The following is a 15,448-nucleotide window of genomic DNA, read 5'->3' on the forward strand; positions in this document are numbered from 1 at the left end:
ATGCCAGCGCGTACCGCTATATTTCGTTAGCCAGAAAAGCCGTCCTTCTTATGACGGGGTTTTAAACCCAATTCTCTGATAAAAATAAAAGCCCGCCAACGCGGGCTAAGGTTATAAGTATTTTGGGTTAATTGGAATCTTATTATCGGCGAACAAAAAAAAGAACTTACCGTTCAATTGGTTAACTGTGGTCGCTTCGACTCAGACTCATCTTCTTCACCCCATTTTTCCAGCCAATCACCCTCTATATCTTCGTAGTAAAGTTCAACACGCCTAACACCATGAGTACGCCTGTCGCGTTCGTAAGTCCGAATAGCTTTGAGAGAGAGGAGAGCGCTTTCCACTGCGTCTTTATTAAGGATACTGTTTTCAATTCCCATCACTACCTCAAACATAGCACTCTTTTATTCAATAAATGTGTAGGTCATAACAGCTTTCTGGAAGAGATTCTCCTTTCTGTAGAATGGCATCTGCCAAAAGACTGAGGTTATCATCCAGATTTTTTGGATTGACGCTCAATAGCAGTCCTCTGGTTATACCCCAATAACGGAGAGTCGCTTCCCAATGATCCTTTTTATTTGCCAACCATTCAGGAGAACTTATCGTCATTTGAACGCATAATGGTTCATCCGAGTTCCCGCTAGTCAGTAAGTCAGTCGCCATTGACAAATCTATGATATAACGCCATAAACAAGCGCCTCCACAACTTTCTATTTGATCGGACAGGGCATTGATTAATACTACATCTTGCTGAGTATATTCACCTGACATCATCTTACTTTTCCAGGTGTCAAGTTTTGGATCGCACTCGTTAAACCATTGAGGAAATAAAAACTCATACCAGTATTTCTCAGCTTGTGTCATTTGAGCTTTTTCAAAAAACCTCTGCTTTTCCTGTGAGGGTAATTGTTTAAGCTTGAGCCACAATCTAGTATCTAAAATCAGTTCGCTCACAAAGTCAAGTAGCAAGGGTTTTCTTGTCAGTAGGCCAACTTTTTTGTCCTTAATCCAACGCCGGAGTTCATCTAGCCGTTTAGCCAAAGCAGGATCTATCAACAAAGCATCGTTAATCAGGGATTCTAGTTCAGCTTTAATATATTTTGCTTGTAAGCGCTGTGTTAACAAATGTGAACTCCCAACAGTCGCCGCTCAACCCCAATAATCTTTGATTTTAGAATTTTACTGCCCAATCTCCATTAATCTTAACTTAAATTCCTATGCACCAGAAATGAGGGGTGTCACCCCTCATTTCTGGTGCTTGTGGGTGGGGTATAATCGCGTGCCTTGAGGTTTTGGCACTGGTGTCTGACAAAGTTACTTGAAGATTCACTCGGCAAACATCTCAGCCAAGGTATTGAGAACTGCTCTTTGCTCATCGGGGCTGATTTGACCGAGGTGTTTAACCAATCGAGTTTTGTCTACTGTTCGGATCTGATCGAGAACAATTTGCCCATCTTTGCCCTGAAACTGACAAGCTATACGGGTGGGATATGCTTGACCCTTGGCGATCGTTGGTGCAACGATGACGGTAGCGATGTGGTGGTTCATCTCATCTGGCGAAATCACTACACAGGGTCGGGTTTTCTGAATTTCACTGCCTACTGTAGGATCTAGATTAACTAGAAAAACATTGAAACGTTGGACTACCATTCCCATTCAACCCGTTCCCAGTTTGTAGTGCTTACATCATCTAGGAGAACATCATCTTTTCGCTCTGCCATTGTTGCAAATGCTTCATTCCATCCAAGACGCGATCGCGTTGCTGGGCGAACAATCAACCGATCGCCTTCCACCTCAATTTCAACTTCTTCGTGAATACCGCTCTGCTCTAAAAGCGGTTTAGGAATACGAATGCCTTGAGAGTTGCCGATTTTAACAATTCGGCTTCTGATTGTTGCGCCCATGTCTAGGTAGCTTGGTCAGTTATAGTAATTACATTGTTAACACATTTAGTGTGATTGTCAAGGGTCGGGGGTGAAAGTAGCAAAAAGCGATCGCACTTTCCAGAACGATCGCTCAATTATCAACAGAAGTCAATCGAATTACTTAGAAATCCCCGCAACAGCAGCTACTTCAGACGCTGCGATTTGAGGAAACAAGACACTGTGGGCATAAATCTGGGGATTTGCTTGTGCTAATTGGGTATAGGACTCGCGGACTTGAGCATTCACCGCCACAGTCGTTACATCGTACACTTGCATCGCCATCTTCGGGTACAACCCAATCCCGATAATCAGCGCCAAAAAGCAAGCAGCGATAAATATTTCCCGTGGTTTGGCATCTATAAACTCTGCCTGACTTGGGAGGACGCAGCTTGTACCGAAACAAACGGCTTCCTCAGATCCCTGATTTTTCAAGTCTAAATCATTAATGTCGCAGGAAGGTGTAATGTCGCAAGTGCTTGCTGTACCAGAATTGTAAAATATCTGTCGCAGCATGGAGAGTAAATAAATCGGCGTGAGTATCAATCCGACTGCGGCGAGGAAAACCGTTACGGTGCGGAATGACGAGCTGTAGATATCGCTAGTTGTCACACCAAGGAACACCGTGATTTCGCTAGCAAAGCCGCTCATACCGGGAAGTGCCAAAGATGCCATCGCCGCTATGGTAAACAAGGCAAACACTTTAGGCATTACCTGACCGATACCGCCCATTTCTTCCAATGATAGGGTGTGGGTGCGATCGTAAGTCACCCCTGCTAGAAAGAACAACACTGCTGCAATCAAACCGTGGGAAATCATTTGTAGCATCGCGCCGTTGATTCCCAAGTCAGTAAAGGATGCAATTCCCAGCAGTACGAATCCCATGTGGGAAACTGAAGAATAGGCAAGACGGCGTTTCATGTTCGACTGGGCAAAAGAATTTAAAGCCCCATAAATAATGTTGACAACGCCCAGAATCGCCAGAACTGGTGCAAAGTAAATATGTGCATCCGGGAGAAGCCCCATATTCACCCGAATTAGTCCGTATCCGCCCATCTTCAGCAGCACGCCAGCCAGAATCATCGATACGGGAGCGGATGCTTCGCCGTGGGCGTCAGGCAGCCAGGTGTGTAGGGGGAAAACAGCTAGCTTAAGACCAAAGGAAATCAGCAATCCCGCGTAAAGCAGCAGTTCTAAAGTTAGCGGGTAATCCTTCAGGGCAAGTTCCGCCATATCGAAGGTGATATTACTGCCGCCATAGAGCGCCATTGCCAGCGCTGCCACTAAAATAAATACGGACGTCGCTGCGGTGTAGATCAAGAATTTTGTAGCGGCATAGCGACGCTTTTGGCCGCCCCAAATCGAGACAAGCAAGTAGACGGGAACCAGTTCCAGTTCCCACACAATGAATAGCAGCATCAAGTCTTGCGCGACAAATACCCCTACCTGTGCTGAATACAGCACCAGCATCAGGAAATAGAAGAGGCGGGGTTTCATATCGATTTGCCACGCCGACAGAATCGCTAGTGTGGTCACTAATCCTGCCAGAAGCACAAGCGGGACAGATAGCCCATCGACCGAAACGGCCCAGTATATACCTAACTGAGGCACCCAGGCATACTTTTCCGCGAGTTGAAAAGTAGCGCTGCTCGCATCGTAATGCTTCCAAAAGGCGTAGCACATCAAGAAAAAGTCCGCAATGCCTACACCCAGGGCATACCACCGCACATTCTTGCCGTTTTTATCGGGCAATACGGGGATAAGGAAGGAAGCAACCAGTGGGAGCAGGACAATCGCGGTAAGCCAGGGAAATCGATCGGCCATCATAGCAATGAGAATAAATACTTACCTGTGACAAAAACTATTCTACTAAGTTTTAGTAATATTTCTTCATATTTTTTTTGCTCAGGTAATCATCGGCAAATTTATATAGATGTCGATCTGCCATTCGTCAGCTACGCGATATGCCTACAGCACGCTACGCGATCGCACCCTAAATCTCGCTCTAACGCTCAAAAACGCTGGTTAGCTTTGATTTTAGTCATTTAGGGGGTTGGCTGTCCTGTAGTGTTTTAGGAGGTGAGGAGGCGATCGGTCTTTTTTTAACGAACCGCGAAGACGCGTTAACGAATTAGGACGCGAAGAAGAAAGAGAAGAAAGAGCGATCGCATTTCTCATTCCCTCTATTTTGCTCTGCCAGTTCGTTCTTTTGCCTTATCATAGGCTGGATTGTGTTCCGCAAAACTTACTACAAACACCCGTTTAGGCGCTGGAGATTCGTAGACACAATACACCAGGCGATAGGAAACACCAATCCAGTCTATTTCTAAAGTACGATAATCCTTTAACCGTCCTTCTAAGGCGTGGTTGGGGAAGCCACCGCAACGAAAAGGATCGGCCATTAAGATAGGCTTGTATATTTCGGCGAAATCTTCTTGTAACTCAGTTGGCAAAGCTGGTAAGTCTTCGCTGTCAACCTTCGGGTGTTTCTGAAAAAGATAATTCGATTTGGTAGCCACGTTCCTTCAACCGCTTGTTTATCGCGTCTACATTAATTTCTTCGCCAATTTCACCTTCTGTTAAGAATACTCCATTTTCCAGCATTTCTTGTTCTTCCTTCGTTAGTTCCTGCGGCTCTTTTTTGGGACTTGGTACTGATAAGGGCCAAGCTTCATCGGGTGTTTGGAGTGCTGATAAAGAAACTCGGTGGATGCGATGCAATAAGTCTTGATGCGCTTTGCGATCGCTTGGCGCTACATCAAGTTCCATCTCCAGACTTTTGACTAAGTATTCTAAGTCTTTAAGTACAGTTTCTAGGGGATGGTGTATTATTTTTTCTGCCTGCTGCGGGGTGCTGACTTCTGACATGGCTTGATGTCTGGTACTGTTGGGACTATTTTAACTGAATGCGGATGGAAAGTGCGATCGCTCTTTTCTTTTCACCGCAGATGCACCGCAGATGGACGCAGATGAACAGAGGGCGAAGCGCGATCGCGCCGCTTCGCTAACGCACTTTACTAAAGCACTACCAATGATTTATCTTCTTCCCAAGAAAGTGACGGGTCAAGTTGTCCTAATTCGGCAAATGTTTTAGCCGCTAGCAAAACTGTCTTTCTATCAACACACATCTTAGCCGGGTAATTTCCTTCTTGTTCGCCCACTATCAACAATTATATATTTTTTTAGCTAAATCAAATTTATCTTCTTTGCAAAAAAACTTTTTGTCACATTGCAACACTTGCAATTTATTGTAATTGTTAACTTCTTCTATAGACAATAAAACTAGCTTATTCTCATTGTTGGCATCTTCGCTAAAATAACTCCTATCGCGCATTATTAGTATAATGTCGGATGTAAGGGGACAAACTACTTCTGTTCCTGCTCCTTCATTTAGTTCTAGTCTTCCTTTATAGGAATAGTCACTTGATTTTAGATGTGGTTGCATAACTACTGGATTATCAGAGATGAAAAAAGGCTGATTGCTATTGTTAAAACAAATTTTCCATATATAATTTATAAATAAATCTGATATTCTATTGAACAAAATTTTATTGTATAATCCATATTTAGCTAGAATTATTGAATCATCTTTATCAACTAAATTTACACTTACATTTTTTGATTGACTAAAATCAAGAAATAACTCCATTAAAGTATCTTTAAATTTTTTAGTTCTAAAAGCCTGTATGGTTAATATTCCAGCCAAGTCATCTTTTTCTTCTTGGTTCAAAATATTAATTGGAAACATTTTGTTTTCTTTCTGTGTGATTTTTTTTGTTTTCTGAACGAAATTATTGAGGATTTTCGCAGCTTCGTTATCAATTTTATTAAAAAAAGTATTTTCTAATAAAGCAGGTTCTGTTGCCTCTATTTTTGTATTTAAAACATGAAAAACTTGTTTGGATGCCAGAGGGTCATCTTTTGGACGAATTGATGATTTTTCTGGAAAGTCGTAAAATTTATGAGCAGTTCCTATATTTTTTACTCCATTACGCCGTTTAGACTTTTTTAACAAGGTAGAAAATTCCCATATTCTACCTTTATCATCTGTAAAATTTCTTAAAAGGTATCGAGGTACAAAGTGTTGATTCTCAGTTGGGCCATTAGGTTTATTCATAGCAATAACAGTTGGCTTATCGGTGGTTACTTTATATTATAGATAACTGAGTAAGTAGGTTTTACAATCCCTACTTACTTTTTCTAAATTAACTTATTACCCAAACAGCCCACCAAAAAAGTCGATCGCTCCTTCCACACCTACGACGCACTGAGAAAGTAAGGTAAGCAAACTTCCGATCAGTTAGAAGTAGTATCATCTTCAGAATTACCTTTTTTTTGTTCAGGGATAACAGACATTCTCTCACTAAGAATCATTCTAAATTGCTTTTTCAGTGTTGTGGGTATATCCAGCTTTTTTTTGTACTCTCCATTTTTAAACGTTTGAACTTCCGAATGAGAATAGTTATCATCAGTAGGTTCATGTACTGCTTTCCACTCGTATAATGTGGTTTTATTTGTTGTTTCTGGTGCTGGAATATCTTTTACCTTGAATGTCAAAATGCCATACTCTCCATAGCTGGGGATTAACACATCTTCAGGTTCGCTATACTTTGAGCGATTTACAGAAAAATCTGGAAATCTAATTCCTGTTGGGATTACACGCTCGTCTACTGTTGGAATTTCTTTAGATCGGAAGTACAGGTTTTCCTCTGGTGAGAAATCTGGATCGACTGGGCGACCAGCGCGGTACATTCGTTCTGGGCGATCAGGATTGGAGGTAGACACGGATTCTTTCTAGTGAATTTTTAAGTTCTTCTCGGCTAGGATTTACTTCCCATACATTCGGATTACCCTGACCATCAGAGGTCACAGCTAAAATTTCTCCTGTGTTGAAACACTCAATATCAGCGTATTTTTTACCTCTAATAAAGCAAATTCCTATACCTTCCTCTACAGATGGTGTAATTTGAGTAGGCGGGAAATTCATCTCAAATAAAACTGTGAGGGATTTTCTTCCCCACAAGAGAGCTATTGAGTTTGGTGGATTAGCACCATAACTATCCCAGTTAGCTGGCAGATTTTCTAATTTTTGTAATTTTCGTATGCTTTTGAGAAACCATGCTTCTTCGCCAGTCTTAGGAGTCTCTGTTTGGGCTATATAATGTTTGGCTGCCGATCTACTAAAACTTTTCTGATCCAGGTAGACCTTATTTTTTGTGCTATTACTTGTTGATAATATTCCGATTACGCCTTGCGGAATAGTTGGTCGAGAAGCCATTAAATTTGCTTCTGTAATAGTACATTTTCGCCTTGCAGTCTCAATCCCTTGAATCTTAGAAAGCTTACTCAGGCTCTTCATTTTCTGTTACCTTTTCTACCTGTTCAATTAGCTCTTGTAGTAATTCGATTAATGATTTAGCCGTTGAAATGTCCATGACTGCTCCCACTTCAACCTCTCGAACTATTCCATCACGACTAATCCTTTCATCTATTATTTCTTCTCCAATTGATCCATCAGGAGCTATTTTATGCAAAGTTTGTTGTGGGATAGGATATCGCTCGCTACAGAGGTTTACGTTGATATCAAGATTTGGTGTAATTCCAGCCCAAATTCCATCTACCCGAACAACACGAAATAAGTTGCTTTTGATATAGTTAAATTTTATCTCCTTCAAAGGAGGGCTATCGTCCTGTTGTTGTAATTCTTTGTTTTCACTCATAATGCCTTTTTGCCGGATGCTTCAATTTTTATAGATTGCTTTTTATGCTTAAAAGCAATTATATCATATTTTGCTACTACCTCTACTATGACGAATAATAAAATTATCAAGGTGGGCAAAAGCCCACCCAACCATCTTACCCAAAAATCCCCCCGAAAAACTCGATCGCCTCCTTCAACGCCGCAATAAACACATCAATCTCTTCCCGCGTATTGTAGAAATACAAACTCGCTCTCGCAGTCGATTGCGCTTTGATATAACGGTGTAAAGGTTGAGTGCAATGATGTCCAGCCCTAATAGCAACCCCCGCTTGATCTAAAATCGTAGACAAGTCATGTGGATGCACTTCACCAGCAGTAAAAGCAGCGAGTGCGGCTCTACCTTCGCCATTACTATTAGGTTGTGGCCCATAAAGTATGAGTTCGGGAATTTGCCGCAATTGTTCAAATAAATATGCTGTCAATTCCGCTTCATAAGCATGAATTTTATCCATGCCAATATTGCTGAGATAATCGACAGCAGCACCGAGTCCGATCGCTTCTGCGATCGCAGGCGTTCCTGCTTCAAACTTATGCGGCAAATCAGCATAAGTAGAATGCTCTAAAAACACATCCGCAATCATTTCGCCACCGCCCATGAAGGGAGGCATTGCTCGCAGCAAATCTCGCTTACCATAAAGGAAGCCGATGCCAGTCGGCCCGCACATCTTGTGGCTGGAAGCAACTAGCCAATCGCAATCAATTTGCTGCACGTCGATAGCCAAATGAGGCACGCTTTGGCAGGCATCAATTAATACTTTTGCTCCGTAATGGTGAGCAATTTGGGTAATTTTTTTCACCGGATTAATACAGCCCAGCGTGTTGGAAACGTGAACCAGAGAAACCAGTTTTGTTTTATCCGAAACCAGCGTTTTGTACTGTTCCAAATCGAATTCTTGATTTGGTGTCAGTTCCACAAATTTCAGCACTGCGCCAGTGGTTTTGGCGACAAGTTGCCAAGGAACTAAATTGCTGTGGTGTTCCATCACCGACAGGATAACTTCATCTCCCGGTTGCAGATTTGTTAGTCCCCAAGCATAAGCTACTAAGTTAATTGCCTCGGAAGCATTGCGCGTGTAAATAATTTCCTGGGGGAAAGTTGCATTAACAAATTTAGCAATTTTTTCTCTAGCACCTTCATAAGCATCTGTCGCCCTAGCACTGAGGGTATGAGCGCCGCGATGCACGTTAGAATTATCATGTTCGTAATAATTTCGCAGCGCATCAAGAACCGCCACAGGTTTTTGCGATGTGGCGGCGTTATCTAAATAAACTAAAGGTTTGCCGTTAACTTCTTGCTTCAAAATGGGGAAGTCAGCACGGACGCGATCGGCTAATGTTTTTTCTTGAGTAATAGTCATGGCAGGAAAAAAGGGGCTAGGGACTAGGGGCTAGGGGCTAGGGGGAGAATTTAAGATTTAAAATTGTAGATTGCAGATTGAAATAAAATCTAAAATCTAAAATCTAAAATTTCCAATACCCCAATATTAAATTGTTCGACAAGCAATACACTGAGAAAGCATTATTCCCACAGAATTCAACGGAATTTGGTTAAGAATCTCCGCTGCAAAAGCATCAACCAGCAAATTGTAGGCGCTGACTTTATCTAAACCGCGACTTTGCAGATAAAACACTTCCTCATCATCTAACTGACTCACGGTTGCGCCGTGACTGCATTTGACATTATCGGCAATAATTTCCAGTTGAGGTTTTGTATCAATTCTGGCTTTTGGCGATAGCAACAAATTGCGGTTAAGTTGTCCAGCATCTGTCAATTGTGCTGCTTTGGCAACAAAAACTCTGCCGTTAAATACAACATGAGATCGATCGCGTGCAATATTCTTCTGCAACTGACGACTTGTGCTGTGGGGGTGGTTAAGAATTAAAGCACTGTGAGTATCCGCCACTTGTGCGCCAGCAATCATCGTCAAACCATTGAGGGTAGTTTCTGTTTCTTGGCCCGTCTGGTAGACTTCCAAATTGTGTCGCGATATTTTTCCACCCAAATTAATCGCATTGCAGGTATAGCGACTGTGACGCGCTTGAGAAATAGCCGTCTTGCCAATGTGAAAGGCGACGTTGCTATCTCTTTGAATCCGACTGTGGTTAATTTGAGCATTTTCTTGTGCCCAAATTTCTGTAACGGCATTCACAAAGTATGGATGAGACTGATCTGCACACCAATCACTTATTGTCAAGTAATCTTCAACCAAAGTTACTTGACTGTTAGTTTCAGCTACTACCAGACAGCGTGGTTGAGAAATTGTGGGCGATTCACTTAGCGTAGAGATAAACAGCAGGTGGATAGGAGTTTCAACTACCTGATTTTTCGACACCCATACGACTGCTGCATCTGTCAATCCCGCTGTATTGAGGGCGGTGAAAACTTCAGTCGCCCCATGTTGCTTGCCCAAATAATTCGGGATACTGGAGCGATAACTTTCAGGTAATGCTGTTAAATTACCCGCAAATACTCCTACTGGCAAACCAGCAACAGAAGATAGTTGGGGCGCATAAACGCCATTGACAAATACCAACCGACTATCCGCTGCTTCCGAGAAAATCAGCGGCGTAATCTCCGATGATGGTATAGACGCGACATTGCTAGTTTCTGGTAGCTGAAACGTCACCTGCAAAAGAGGAGACAAATCAGTAAAGCGCCATGCTTCATCCCTTGTGCTAGGGAAAGTTTCTTCGAGAAGGATAGCAGAAGATCGATCGCGCAATCCCTGCAACCAACCCTCCAACTCCTCCAACCAACCCTCCAACCCCCTCTCCGGCCCCCTCCCCGCAGGCGGGGAGGGTTGGGGTGGGGTTCCTTTAGAAACCAGGTTTAACAGCCCAGTCAGATAAGCATCCCGACTTATAGAAATAGATTTTAACACCTGACTGCTCATCACACTCCCACCTCAGATGGTTCTTCTTCCCGTACCCACTCATAACCGCGTTCTTCCAATTCCAGCGCCAATTCCTTAGTTCCACTGCTGATAATTCGCCCGCCTTCCATCACGTGAACAAAGTCAGGCACAATGTAACTCAGCAATCGCTGATAGTGAGTAATCATTAGAGTTGCATTATCAGGTTTTGCTAACTGATTAACGCCATTCGCCACAATCTTCAGCGCGTCGATATCCAAACCAGAATCCGTCTCATCCAGAATTGCTAACTTTGGTTCCAGCAGTGCCATTTGCAGAATCTCATTCCGCTTCTTTTCACCACCAGAAAAACCTTCATTCACACTGCGGTTGAGGAAAGCTGGATTCATCTTTACTACATCCAACTTTTCCTGAATTAACTCATCAAAATCAAACGCATCCAGTTCCTCCAAACCCTTAGCCTTGCGACCAGAATTATAGGCAACGCGCAGAAAATTTACATTACTTACACCCGGAATTTCCAGCGGATATTGAAAAGCTAAAAACACACCACCCCGCGCCCGTTCTTCCGGTTCCATTTCCAAAAGATTCTGGCCCTGAAAAATCACCTCACCGCCAGTCACCTCATAAGCAGGATGTCCAGCCAAAACCTTCGATAAGGTACTCTTACCAGAACCATTCGGCCCCATGATGGCATGGATTTCTCCAGCCTTTAGTTCCAAATTCACACCCTTCAAAATCTGATTGCCATCAACATTCGCTGTTAGGTCGCGAACTGATAGAATCACCTCACTATTCTCAATAATCATCTTCCTTTTCTTCTTCCTTCGCGCCCTTCGCGTCTTCGTGGTTCGTTATCCTGTTGTAGAACAGGCGTCTCGCCTGTCACTCCATTATTAGCAGATCAAATGCCTACTAATTAACCGATCGCATTTCTATTGTCGTTTCTTTTTCTGGTGTCACTTGAGTAACATCCTAGCCTTGTCAGGACTCTTGGGATTGACAATCAATCTTTCGTTTTTCGGATCGATTAAAACATCCATTGCTTGCATAGGAATTGCACCCAGTAAAACCTCAACTTCACCAGATAGAACCAGTGCATCAGCGATCGCTCTCCGATTTTCAAACCGGATTTCTATAGGCCCAACCACATCCATGTTTATTACAGTTCCATCTGCCAATTCTGCTTGTTGTTCATCCACTTTTCGCAAATTAAGTTGGTTTTTGATTGATTCAGGGATAACCAGCATTGAAGCACCGCTGTCTACCAATGCTGTCACCCTTACTCGCCTAATCCGATCCTCTTGGATGAACCCTGCTGCAACCAGTGCTAAATCATCACTGCGAATCAGTTCTATATCTGCGTAAGTAATTCCCATGCTTGCTGTTTTCACCTGAATCGATCCTCCTAGCAGTCGGGCAGGCAAGATGCCCGCCCCACAAGAATTAGCCAACACTTCCTTCCAACTTCAAACTCAACAATCTGTCAGCTTCTACAGCAAATTCCATCGGCAATTGATTGAACACATCCTTACAGAAACCGCTAATCATCATTGAGATAGCATCTTCTTGGGAAATGCCGCGTTGGGAGAAATAGAATAATTGATCTTCCCCAATCTTGGAAGTAGAAGCCTCATGCTCCACTTTCCCGGTGTTATTCTGCACTTGAATATATGGGAAAGTGTTCGCTTGAGCATTATCGCCAATTAGCATTGAGTCGCACTGGGAATAATTCCGTGCGCCGTTGGCTTTGGGGCCAATTTTAACTAAACCGCGATAGCTATTCTGGGACTTACCGGCAGAAATACCCTTGGAAATGATCGTGCTGCGGGTGTTTTTGCCAATGTGGATCATCTTAGTTCCAGTGTCGGCTTGCTGTTTGTGGTTAGTCAGCGCCACTGAGTAGAATTCGCCAATCGAATTATCGCCAACTAATACGCAGCTTGGATATTTCCAAGTAATAGCAGAACCAGTTTCAACTTGCGTCCAAGAAATCTTAGAATTGACTCCTTGGCAGAGTCCCCGTTTGGTGACAAAGTTGTAAATGCCGCCTTTGCCGTTTTCGTCTCCGGCGTACCAGTTTTGGACGGTAGAGTATTTGATTTCTGCGTTATCTAGGGCAACTAATTCTACTACGGCGGCGTGCAATTGGTTGGTGTCGAACATGGGAGCTGTACAGCCCTCCAAATATGACACTTGGCTGCCTTCTTCGGCAATAATTAATGTCCGCTCGAACTGACCGCTATCGCCTGTGTTGATGCGGAAGTAGGTGGACAATTCCATCGGGCAGCGGGTATTCTTGGGAATGTAGACGAAGGAGCCATCGCTGAATACGGCTGAGTTGAGGGCTGCATAGTAGTTATCTCCGATCGGCACTACGCTGCCAAGATACTTCCGCAATAATTCTGGATGTTCTTTCAAGGCTTCGGAGATGGAACAGAAGATTACGCCATCTTTGGCTAACTTGTCCTTGAAGGTGGTGGCGACGGAGACGCTATCAAAGATGGCATCCACGGCGACGTTGGAGAGGCGCTTCTGTTCAGACAGCGAAATGCCTAGCTTCTCGAATGTTTCTAGCAGAGTTGGGTCTACTTCTTCCAAGCTGTTAAGTTTTTTCGGCTTTTGCTTGGGAGCCGAGTAATAGATGATGTCTTGGTAGTTAATTGGAGGATACTTTACTTGGGGCCAGGTTGGCTCTGTCATCTTCAGCCACTGGCGGTATGCTCTGAGGCGAAACTCCAGCATGAACTCTGGCTCGTTCTTTTTGGCGGAGATGAGGCGAACTACATCCTCGCTGAGACCGCGAGGAATGGTGTCTGACTCAATATCGGTGACAAACCCGTACTTGTAGGGTTGGTTGACTAAGGTTTTGACCGTTGCGCTCATGTTTATCGTGTTCTCTGGTGTTCTCGTGTTCTCAAGAAATCTTTAAGGATGGCAGAGGTGTGGGCTTTGATTTGGGCGGGTGAGGTTGATGCCAACACTTGCCCTGTGGTATTACAATAGACTTAAACAACAAATTTGTTGCTCAATTCTATTTTAAGCTACATTAACAACAATTAAGTTGTCAAAGTCACATTTGGGCCGTTGACTTATGGAAGCCGCCATGACGATCTGTGAAACAGATCTGGGTCTTACCCAGATCGCTCAGCAACCCTCCACTAAAGAAGACATCCTGCAACATTTGATGAAGCGGGGTCAAGCAAGAGCGCACGAGTTGGCTGACTCTCTGGATATTAGCCCGCAAGCGATTCGCCGCCACCTGAAGGATTTGGAGGCGGAGGAGCTGATCGAGTATCAATCGGTTCAGGTTGGGATGGGGCGTCCGCAGCACGTCTACCGCCTGAGCCGCAAGGGACGCGATCGCTTCCCGAACAGTCACGGTAAATTTGCCGTGGCGCTGCTGGATACGATCGCACAAACCCTCGGTCATGAGCAGGTCGATCTAATACTACACAAACAGTGGGAGCGCAAGGCGATGGAATATTGCGATCGCTTAGGTAGTGGTTCCCTCCAAGATCGCGTTGCCAACTTAGTAGATCTCCGTCGTGCCGAAGGCTACATGGCCGAGTGGTATCCTTTAGAGACTGATGGTTCCAAAAATGGTCATTCCTCCCAGTTCATGTTGATCGAGCATAACTGTGCCATTTCTGATGTAGCCGTTTCTTTCCCCAGGGTTTGCAGCCACGAATTAGATATGTTTGCAGCTGTGTTCGCAGATTCTACGGTTGAGCGGACGCACTCCTTGATTAACGGACAACACCTCTGCGGTTATTTAATTACTGGGAAATCCCGAATTTAAAATCTAAAATCTCAAACTGATATGACTCAACCACCGCAACCAGGGGCTCAATTTTTAACACTAGAAGAATCTGCTAGGGTTGACGCTGCAATGCTTGCTTCCCATGAGAAATTTTTAACGAGATTAACTATTTCATCTTTAAAGCTGTTGAAGCATATCGCCCAAGAGTACGGCGTTACCGTTGAGGGCTTGACATCTGAACAAATAATTGCATGGTTTGAAAAGGATGGTAAGATTAGAAGAGAACACGGCCCTGATGCAGCGTTCCTGAACTGGTAAACGGGGAAAACTCTAAATGGTTAAGAAAATTGACGAATCTTATAAGCTCATTAAGCAAGCAGAGATTTTCGCCAAATCCGGTAACTGGGGAGAAGAGGCTAAGCAAGTAAATAGTTCCATCATTAAATTAGACCCTAAAAATGCCGATGCCTACACACGCTTGGCAAGATGCCATATTTTACTAGGAAATATCGCTAGTGCCGAAGAAGTCTATCAACAAGTTCTGATAATTTATCCAGATAATTTAGTTGCCAAAAACAATCTGTCTAGGCTCAAGAAGAATCTTCCTCTATTTAATGGGGACAAATTATTACAGTAGCTGATTAGGAGCGAAGATAGGCGATCGCTTGGGTTGAAAAGGATAGTCAGATGAGGCCAGAGCATGGTAGCGGGGCAGCATTTCTGAAGTGGTAAGTTTTGGTTGATACCTCTAGCCCAAAAGAAGGTATTTAATGAAGAAAGCAATGCAAAATATCGCTCTGATTGGAGTTTTGGCAGGAGCGATCGCCATTTTATTAACCTTGATTCAGCCCCACTTATCTACCAGCTTCGCTCAAGCAGGAATTACAGGCAAATTTTGTAATGTCCAGCAAAACAGCGGTTGGTGGCTTTGGTTCACCATCGATAACTCAACCGATCCCTGTGGAATTATTCTCGATCGATATTGTTCTGGCCCTGGATGCAGAGTTGTCAGTTCCGGTACATATTCGCTGACAGGTAAGAACGATGTTCGGGTTAGCTGATAAAGGCGGGAATCCCCACACCATAATCTTATTTGGTGTGGGATGAAAGCCGTGCATTTTCTAGGCAT

22 protein-coding genes are annotated in these 15,448 nt (G+C 43.6%); 6 read left to right on the plus strand and 16 right to left on the minus strand.

Translation table 11 applies throughout. From position 1 onward, the window contains the following. Nucleotides 1-173: 173 nt before the first annotated feature. The 5 genes from LAY41_RS31285 to LAY41_RS31305 all read right to left on the minus strand — a co-directional run bounded on the left by LAY41_RS31285 (nt 174) and on the right by LAY41_RS31305 (nt 3,701). A complete protein-coding gene (locus tag LAY41_RS31285) occupies nt 174-380 on the minus strand; it encodes a hypothetical protein (protein ID WP_249106501.1) in 207 nt (68 codons plus the stop codon). A 28-nt stretch (nt 381-408) separates the two neighbouring features. Beyond that, nucleotides 409-1,125: a hypothetical protein gene (locus tag LAY41_RS31290; protein WP_249106503.1), complete on the minus strand. Its 717-nt coding sequence runs from the start codon at nt 1,123-1,125 to the stop codon at nt 409-411. Nucleotides 1,126-1,326: 201 nt separating this feature from the next. Next, nucleotides 1,327-1,650: a type II toxin-antitoxin system PemK/MazF family toxin gene (locus LAY41_RS31295; RefSeq protein WP_249106505.1), complete on the minus strand. Its 324-nt coding sequence runs from the start codon at nt 1,648-1,650 to the stop codon at nt 1,327-1,329. Next, nucleotides 1,644-1,904 (minus strand): AbrB/MazE/SpoVT family DNA-binding domain-containing protein, encoded by a 261-nt coding sequence (locus tag LAY41_RS31300; RefSeq protein WP_249106509.1) that lies wholly within the window; start codon nt 1,902-1,904, stop codon nt 1,644-1,646. The genes LAY41_RS31295 and LAY41_RS31300 overlap by 7 nt, the downstream gene beginning before the upstream one ends. Nucleotides 1,905-2,042: 138 nt before the next feature. Then, complete coding sequence (locus tag LAY41_RS31305; RefSeq protein ID WP_249106541.1) at nt 2,043-3,701, minus strand: NAD(P)H-quinone oxidoreductase subunit 4; 1,659 nt, start codon at nt 3,699-3,701, stop codon at nt 2,043-2,045. On the opposite strand from LAY41_RS31305, the gene LAY41_RS31310 reads away from it, so the two are divergent. Beyond that, nucleotides 3,582-3,971: a hypothetical protein gene (locus tag LAY41_RS31310; RefSeq protein ID WP_249106542.1), complete on the plus strand. Its 390-nt coding sequence runs from the start codon at nt 3,582-3,584 to the stop codon at nt 3,969-3,971. The two genes, LAY41_RS31305 and LAY41_RS31310, sit on opposite strands and share 120 nt — an antisense overlap. A gap of 134 nt (nt 3,972-4,105) precedes the next feature. On the opposite strand, the gene LAY41_RS31315 is transcribed toward LAY41_RS31310, so the two are convergent. Together LAY41_RS31315 and LAY41_RS31320 are read right to left on the minus strand one after the other, a co-directional pair. Further along, complete coding sequence (locus LAY41_RS31315) at nt 4,106-4,441, minus strand: hypothetical protein (RefSeq protein ID WP_249106511.1); 336 nt, start codon at nt 4,439-4,441, stop codon at nt 4,106-4,108. Beyond that, a complete protein-coding gene (locus tag LAY41_RS31320; protein ID WP_249106512.1) occupies nt 4,395-4,790 on the minus strand; it encodes a hypothetical protein in 396 nt (131 codons plus the stop codon). Before LAY41_RS31320 ends, LAY41_RS31315 begins: the two co-directional genes overlap by 47 nt. A 91-nt stretch (nt 4,791-4,881) precedes the next feature. Here LAY41_RS31320 and LAY41_RS32505 point away from each other — a divergent pair, with 91 nt between their 5' ends. Beyond that, the gene (locus LAY41_RS32505; RefSeq protein ID WP_275974494.1) at nt 4,882-5,016 is read left to right on the plus strand and encodes a hypothetical protein; all 135 of its coding nucleotides are present in this window, start codon (nt 4,882-4,884) and stop codon (nt 5,014-5,016) included. A gap of 69 nt (nt 5,017-5,085) precedes the next feature. Here LAY41_RS32505 and LAY41_RS31330 read toward each other — a convergent pair whose 3' ends face one another. The 9 genes from LAY41_RS31330 to sufB form a co-directional block, all read right to left on the minus strand. After that, nucleotides 5,086-6,039 carry a DUF4238 domain-containing protein gene (locus tag LAY41_RS31330; protein WP_249106513.1) on the minus strand — a complete coding sequence of 318 codons (954 nt, stop codon included), beginning with the start codon at nt 6,037-6,039 and terminating at the stop codon, nt 5,086-5,088. A gap of 179 nt (nt 6,040-6,218) precedes the next feature. Next, nucleotides 6,219-6,707: a hypothetical protein gene (locus tag LAY41_RS31335; RefSeq protein WP_249106515.1), complete on the minus strand. Its 489-nt coding sequence runs from the start codon at nt 6,705-6,707 to the stop codon at nt 6,219-6,221. Then, entirely contained in the window at nt 6,688-7,281 is a 594-nt protein-coding gene (locus LAY41_RS31340) for a hypothetical protein (protein WP_249106517.1), read from the minus strand. The genes LAY41_RS31335 and LAY41_RS31340 overlap by 20 nt, the downstream gene beginning before the upstream one ends. After that, nucleotides 7,265-7,642: a hypothetical protein gene (locus LAY41_RS31345; RefSeq protein ID WP_249106520.1), complete on the minus strand. Its 378-nt coding sequence runs from the start codon at nt 7,640-7,642 to the stop codon at nt 7,265-7,267. The genes LAY41_RS31340 and LAY41_RS31345 overlap by 17 nt, the downstream gene beginning before the upstream one ends. Before the next feature lie 136 nt (nt 7,643-7,778). Next, entirely contained in the window at nt 7,779-9,041 is a 1,263-nt protein-coding gene (locus LAY41_RS31350; protein ID WP_249106522.1) for a SufS family cysteine desulfurase, read from the minus strand. Between the two features lie 126 nt (nt 9,042-9,167). Further along, the gene (sufD, locus tag LAY41_RS31355) at nt 9,168-10,577 is read right to left on the minus strand and encodes a Fe-S cluster assembly protein SufD (RefSeq protein ID WP_249106523.1); all 1,410 of its coding nucleotides are present in this window, start codon (nt 10,575-10,577) and stop codon (nt 9,168-9,170) included. Further along, nucleotides 10,577-11,365, minus strand: coding sequence for a Fe-S cluster assembly ATPase SufC (sufC, locus tag LAY41_RS31360; RefSeq protein WP_249106524.1), 789 nt, complete (start codon nt 11,363-11,365; stop codon nt 10,577-10,579). The genes sufD and sufC overlap by 1 nt, the downstream gene beginning before the upstream one ends. Nucleotides 11,366-11,515: 150 nt before the next feature. Then, nucleotides 11,516-11,950: a clan AA aspartic protease gene (locus tag LAY41_RS31365; RefSeq protein ID WP_249106525.1), complete on the minus strand. Its 435-nt coding sequence runs from the start codon at nt 11,948-11,950 to the stop codon at nt 11,516-11,518. 52 nt (nt 11,951-12,002) lie between these two features. Beyond that, nucleotides 12,003-13,442 (minus strand): Fe-S cluster assembly protein SufB, encoded by a 1,440-nt coding sequence (sufB, locus tag LAY41_RS31370; RefSeq protein WP_249106526.1) that lies wholly within the window; start codon nt 13,440-13,442, stop codon nt 12,003-12,005. A gap of 220 nt (nt 13,443-13,662) precedes the next feature. Here sufB and sufR point away from each other — a divergent pair, with 220 nt between their 5' ends. From sufR to LAY41_RS31390, 4 genes are all read left to right on the plus strand, one after another. Then, complete coding sequence (gene sufR / locus LAY41_RS31375) at nt 13,663-14,358, plus strand: iron-sulfur cluster biosynthesis transcriptional regulator SufR (protein WP_249106528.1); 696 nt, start codon at nt 13,663-13,665, stop codon at nt 14,356-14,358. 21 nt (nt 14,359-14,379) lie between these two features. Then, a complete protein-coding gene (locus LAY41_RS31380) occupies nt 14,380-14,637 on the plus strand; it encodes a hypothetical protein (RefSeq protein ID WP_249106530.1) in 258 nt (85 codons plus the stop codon). A gap of 16 nt (nt 14,638-14,653) precedes the next feature. Then, a complete protein-coding gene (locus LAY41_RS31385) occupies nt 14,654-14,956 on the plus strand; it encodes a tetratricopeptide repeat protein (RefSeq protein WP_249106533.1) in 303 nt (100 codons plus the stop codon). A 145-nt stretch (nt 14,957-15,101) separates the two neighbouring features. Next, nucleotides 15,102-15,380: a hypothetical protein gene (locus LAY41_RS31390; RefSeq protein ID WP_249106540.1), complete on the plus strand. Its 279-nt coding sequence runs from the start codon at nt 15,102-15,104 to the stop codon at nt 15,378-15,380. The last annotated feature ends 68 nt before the right edge of the window (nt 15,381-15,448 follow it).

This window comes from Argonema galeatum A003/A1 (assembly GCF_023333595.1).
Taxonomy (GTDB): domain Bacteria; phylum Cyanobacteriota; class Cyanobacteriia; order Cyanobacteriales; family Aerosakkonemataceae; genus Argonema; species Argonema galeatum.

Bases quoted from the DNA above. Each gene is read 5' to 3' on its own strand.
- LAY41_RS31295 (WP_249106505.1), bottom strand. From the start codon at position 1,650: ATGGTAGTCCAACGTTTCAATGTTTTTCTAGTTAATCTAGATCCTACA.
- LAY41_RS31330 (WP_249106513.1), bottom strand. From the start codon at position 6,039: ATGAATAAACCTAATGGCCCAACTGAGAATCAACACTTTGTACCTCGA.
- LAY41_RS31300 (WP_249106509.1), bottom strand. From the start codon at position 1,904: ATGGGCGCAACAATCAGAAGCCGAATTGTTAAAATCGGCAACTCTCAA.
- sufC (WP_249106524.1), bottom strand. From the start codon at position 11,365: ATGATTATTGAGAATAGTGAGGTGATTCTATCAGTTCGCGACCTAACA.
- LAY41_RS31350 (WP_249106522.1), bottom strand. From the start codon at position 9,041: ATGACTATTACTCAAGAAAAAACATTAGCCGATCGCGTCCGTGCTGAC.
- sufB (WP_249106526.1), bottom strand. From the start codon at position 13,442: ATGAGCGCAACGGTCAAAACCTTAGTCAACCAACCCTACAAGTACGGG.
- LAY41_RS32505 (WP_275974494.1), top strand. From the start codon at position 4,882: ATGGACGCAGATGAACAGAGGGCGAAGCGCGATCGCGCCGCTTCGCTA.
- sufR (WP_249106528.1), top strand. From the start codon at position 13,663: ATGACGATCTGTGAAACAGATCTGGGTCTTACCCAGATCGCTCAGCAA.
- LAY41_RS31285 (WP_249106501.1), bottom strand. From the start codon at position 380: ATGGGAATTGAAAACAGTATCCTTAATAAAGACGCAGTGGAAAGCGCT.
- sufD (WP_249106523.1), bottom strand. From the start codon at position 10,577: ATGAGCAGTCAGGTGTTAAAATCTATTTCTATAAGTCGGGATGCTTAT.
- LAY41_RS31385 (WP_249106533.1), top strand. From the start codon at position 14,654: ATGGTTAAGAAAATTGACGAATCTTATAAGCTCATTAAGCAAGCAGAG.
- LAY41_RS31380 (WP_249106530.1), top strand. From the start codon at position 14,380: ATGACTCAACCACCGCAACCAGGGGCTCAATTTTTAACACTAGAAGAA.
- LAY41_RS31320 (WP_249106512.1), bottom strand. From the start codon at position 4,790: ATGTCAGAAGTCAGCACCCCGCAGCAGGCAGAAAAAATAATACACCAT.
- LAY41_RS31310 (WP_249106542.1), top strand. From the start codon at position 3,582: ATGCTTCCAAAAGGCGTAGCACATCAAGAAAAAGTCCGCAATGCCTAC.
- LAY41_RS31340 (WP_249106517.1), bottom strand. From the start codon at position 7,281: ATGAAGAGCCTGAGTAAGCTTTCTAAGATTCAAGGGATTGAGACTGCA.
- LAY41_RS31345 (WP_249106520.1), bottom strand. From the start codon at position 7,642: ATGAGTGAAAACAAAGAATTACAACAACAGGACGATAGCCCTCCTTTG.
- LAY41_RS31390 (WP_249106540.1), top strand. From the start codon at position 15,102: ATGCAAAATATCGCTCTGATTGGAGTTTTGGCAGGAGCGATCGCCATT.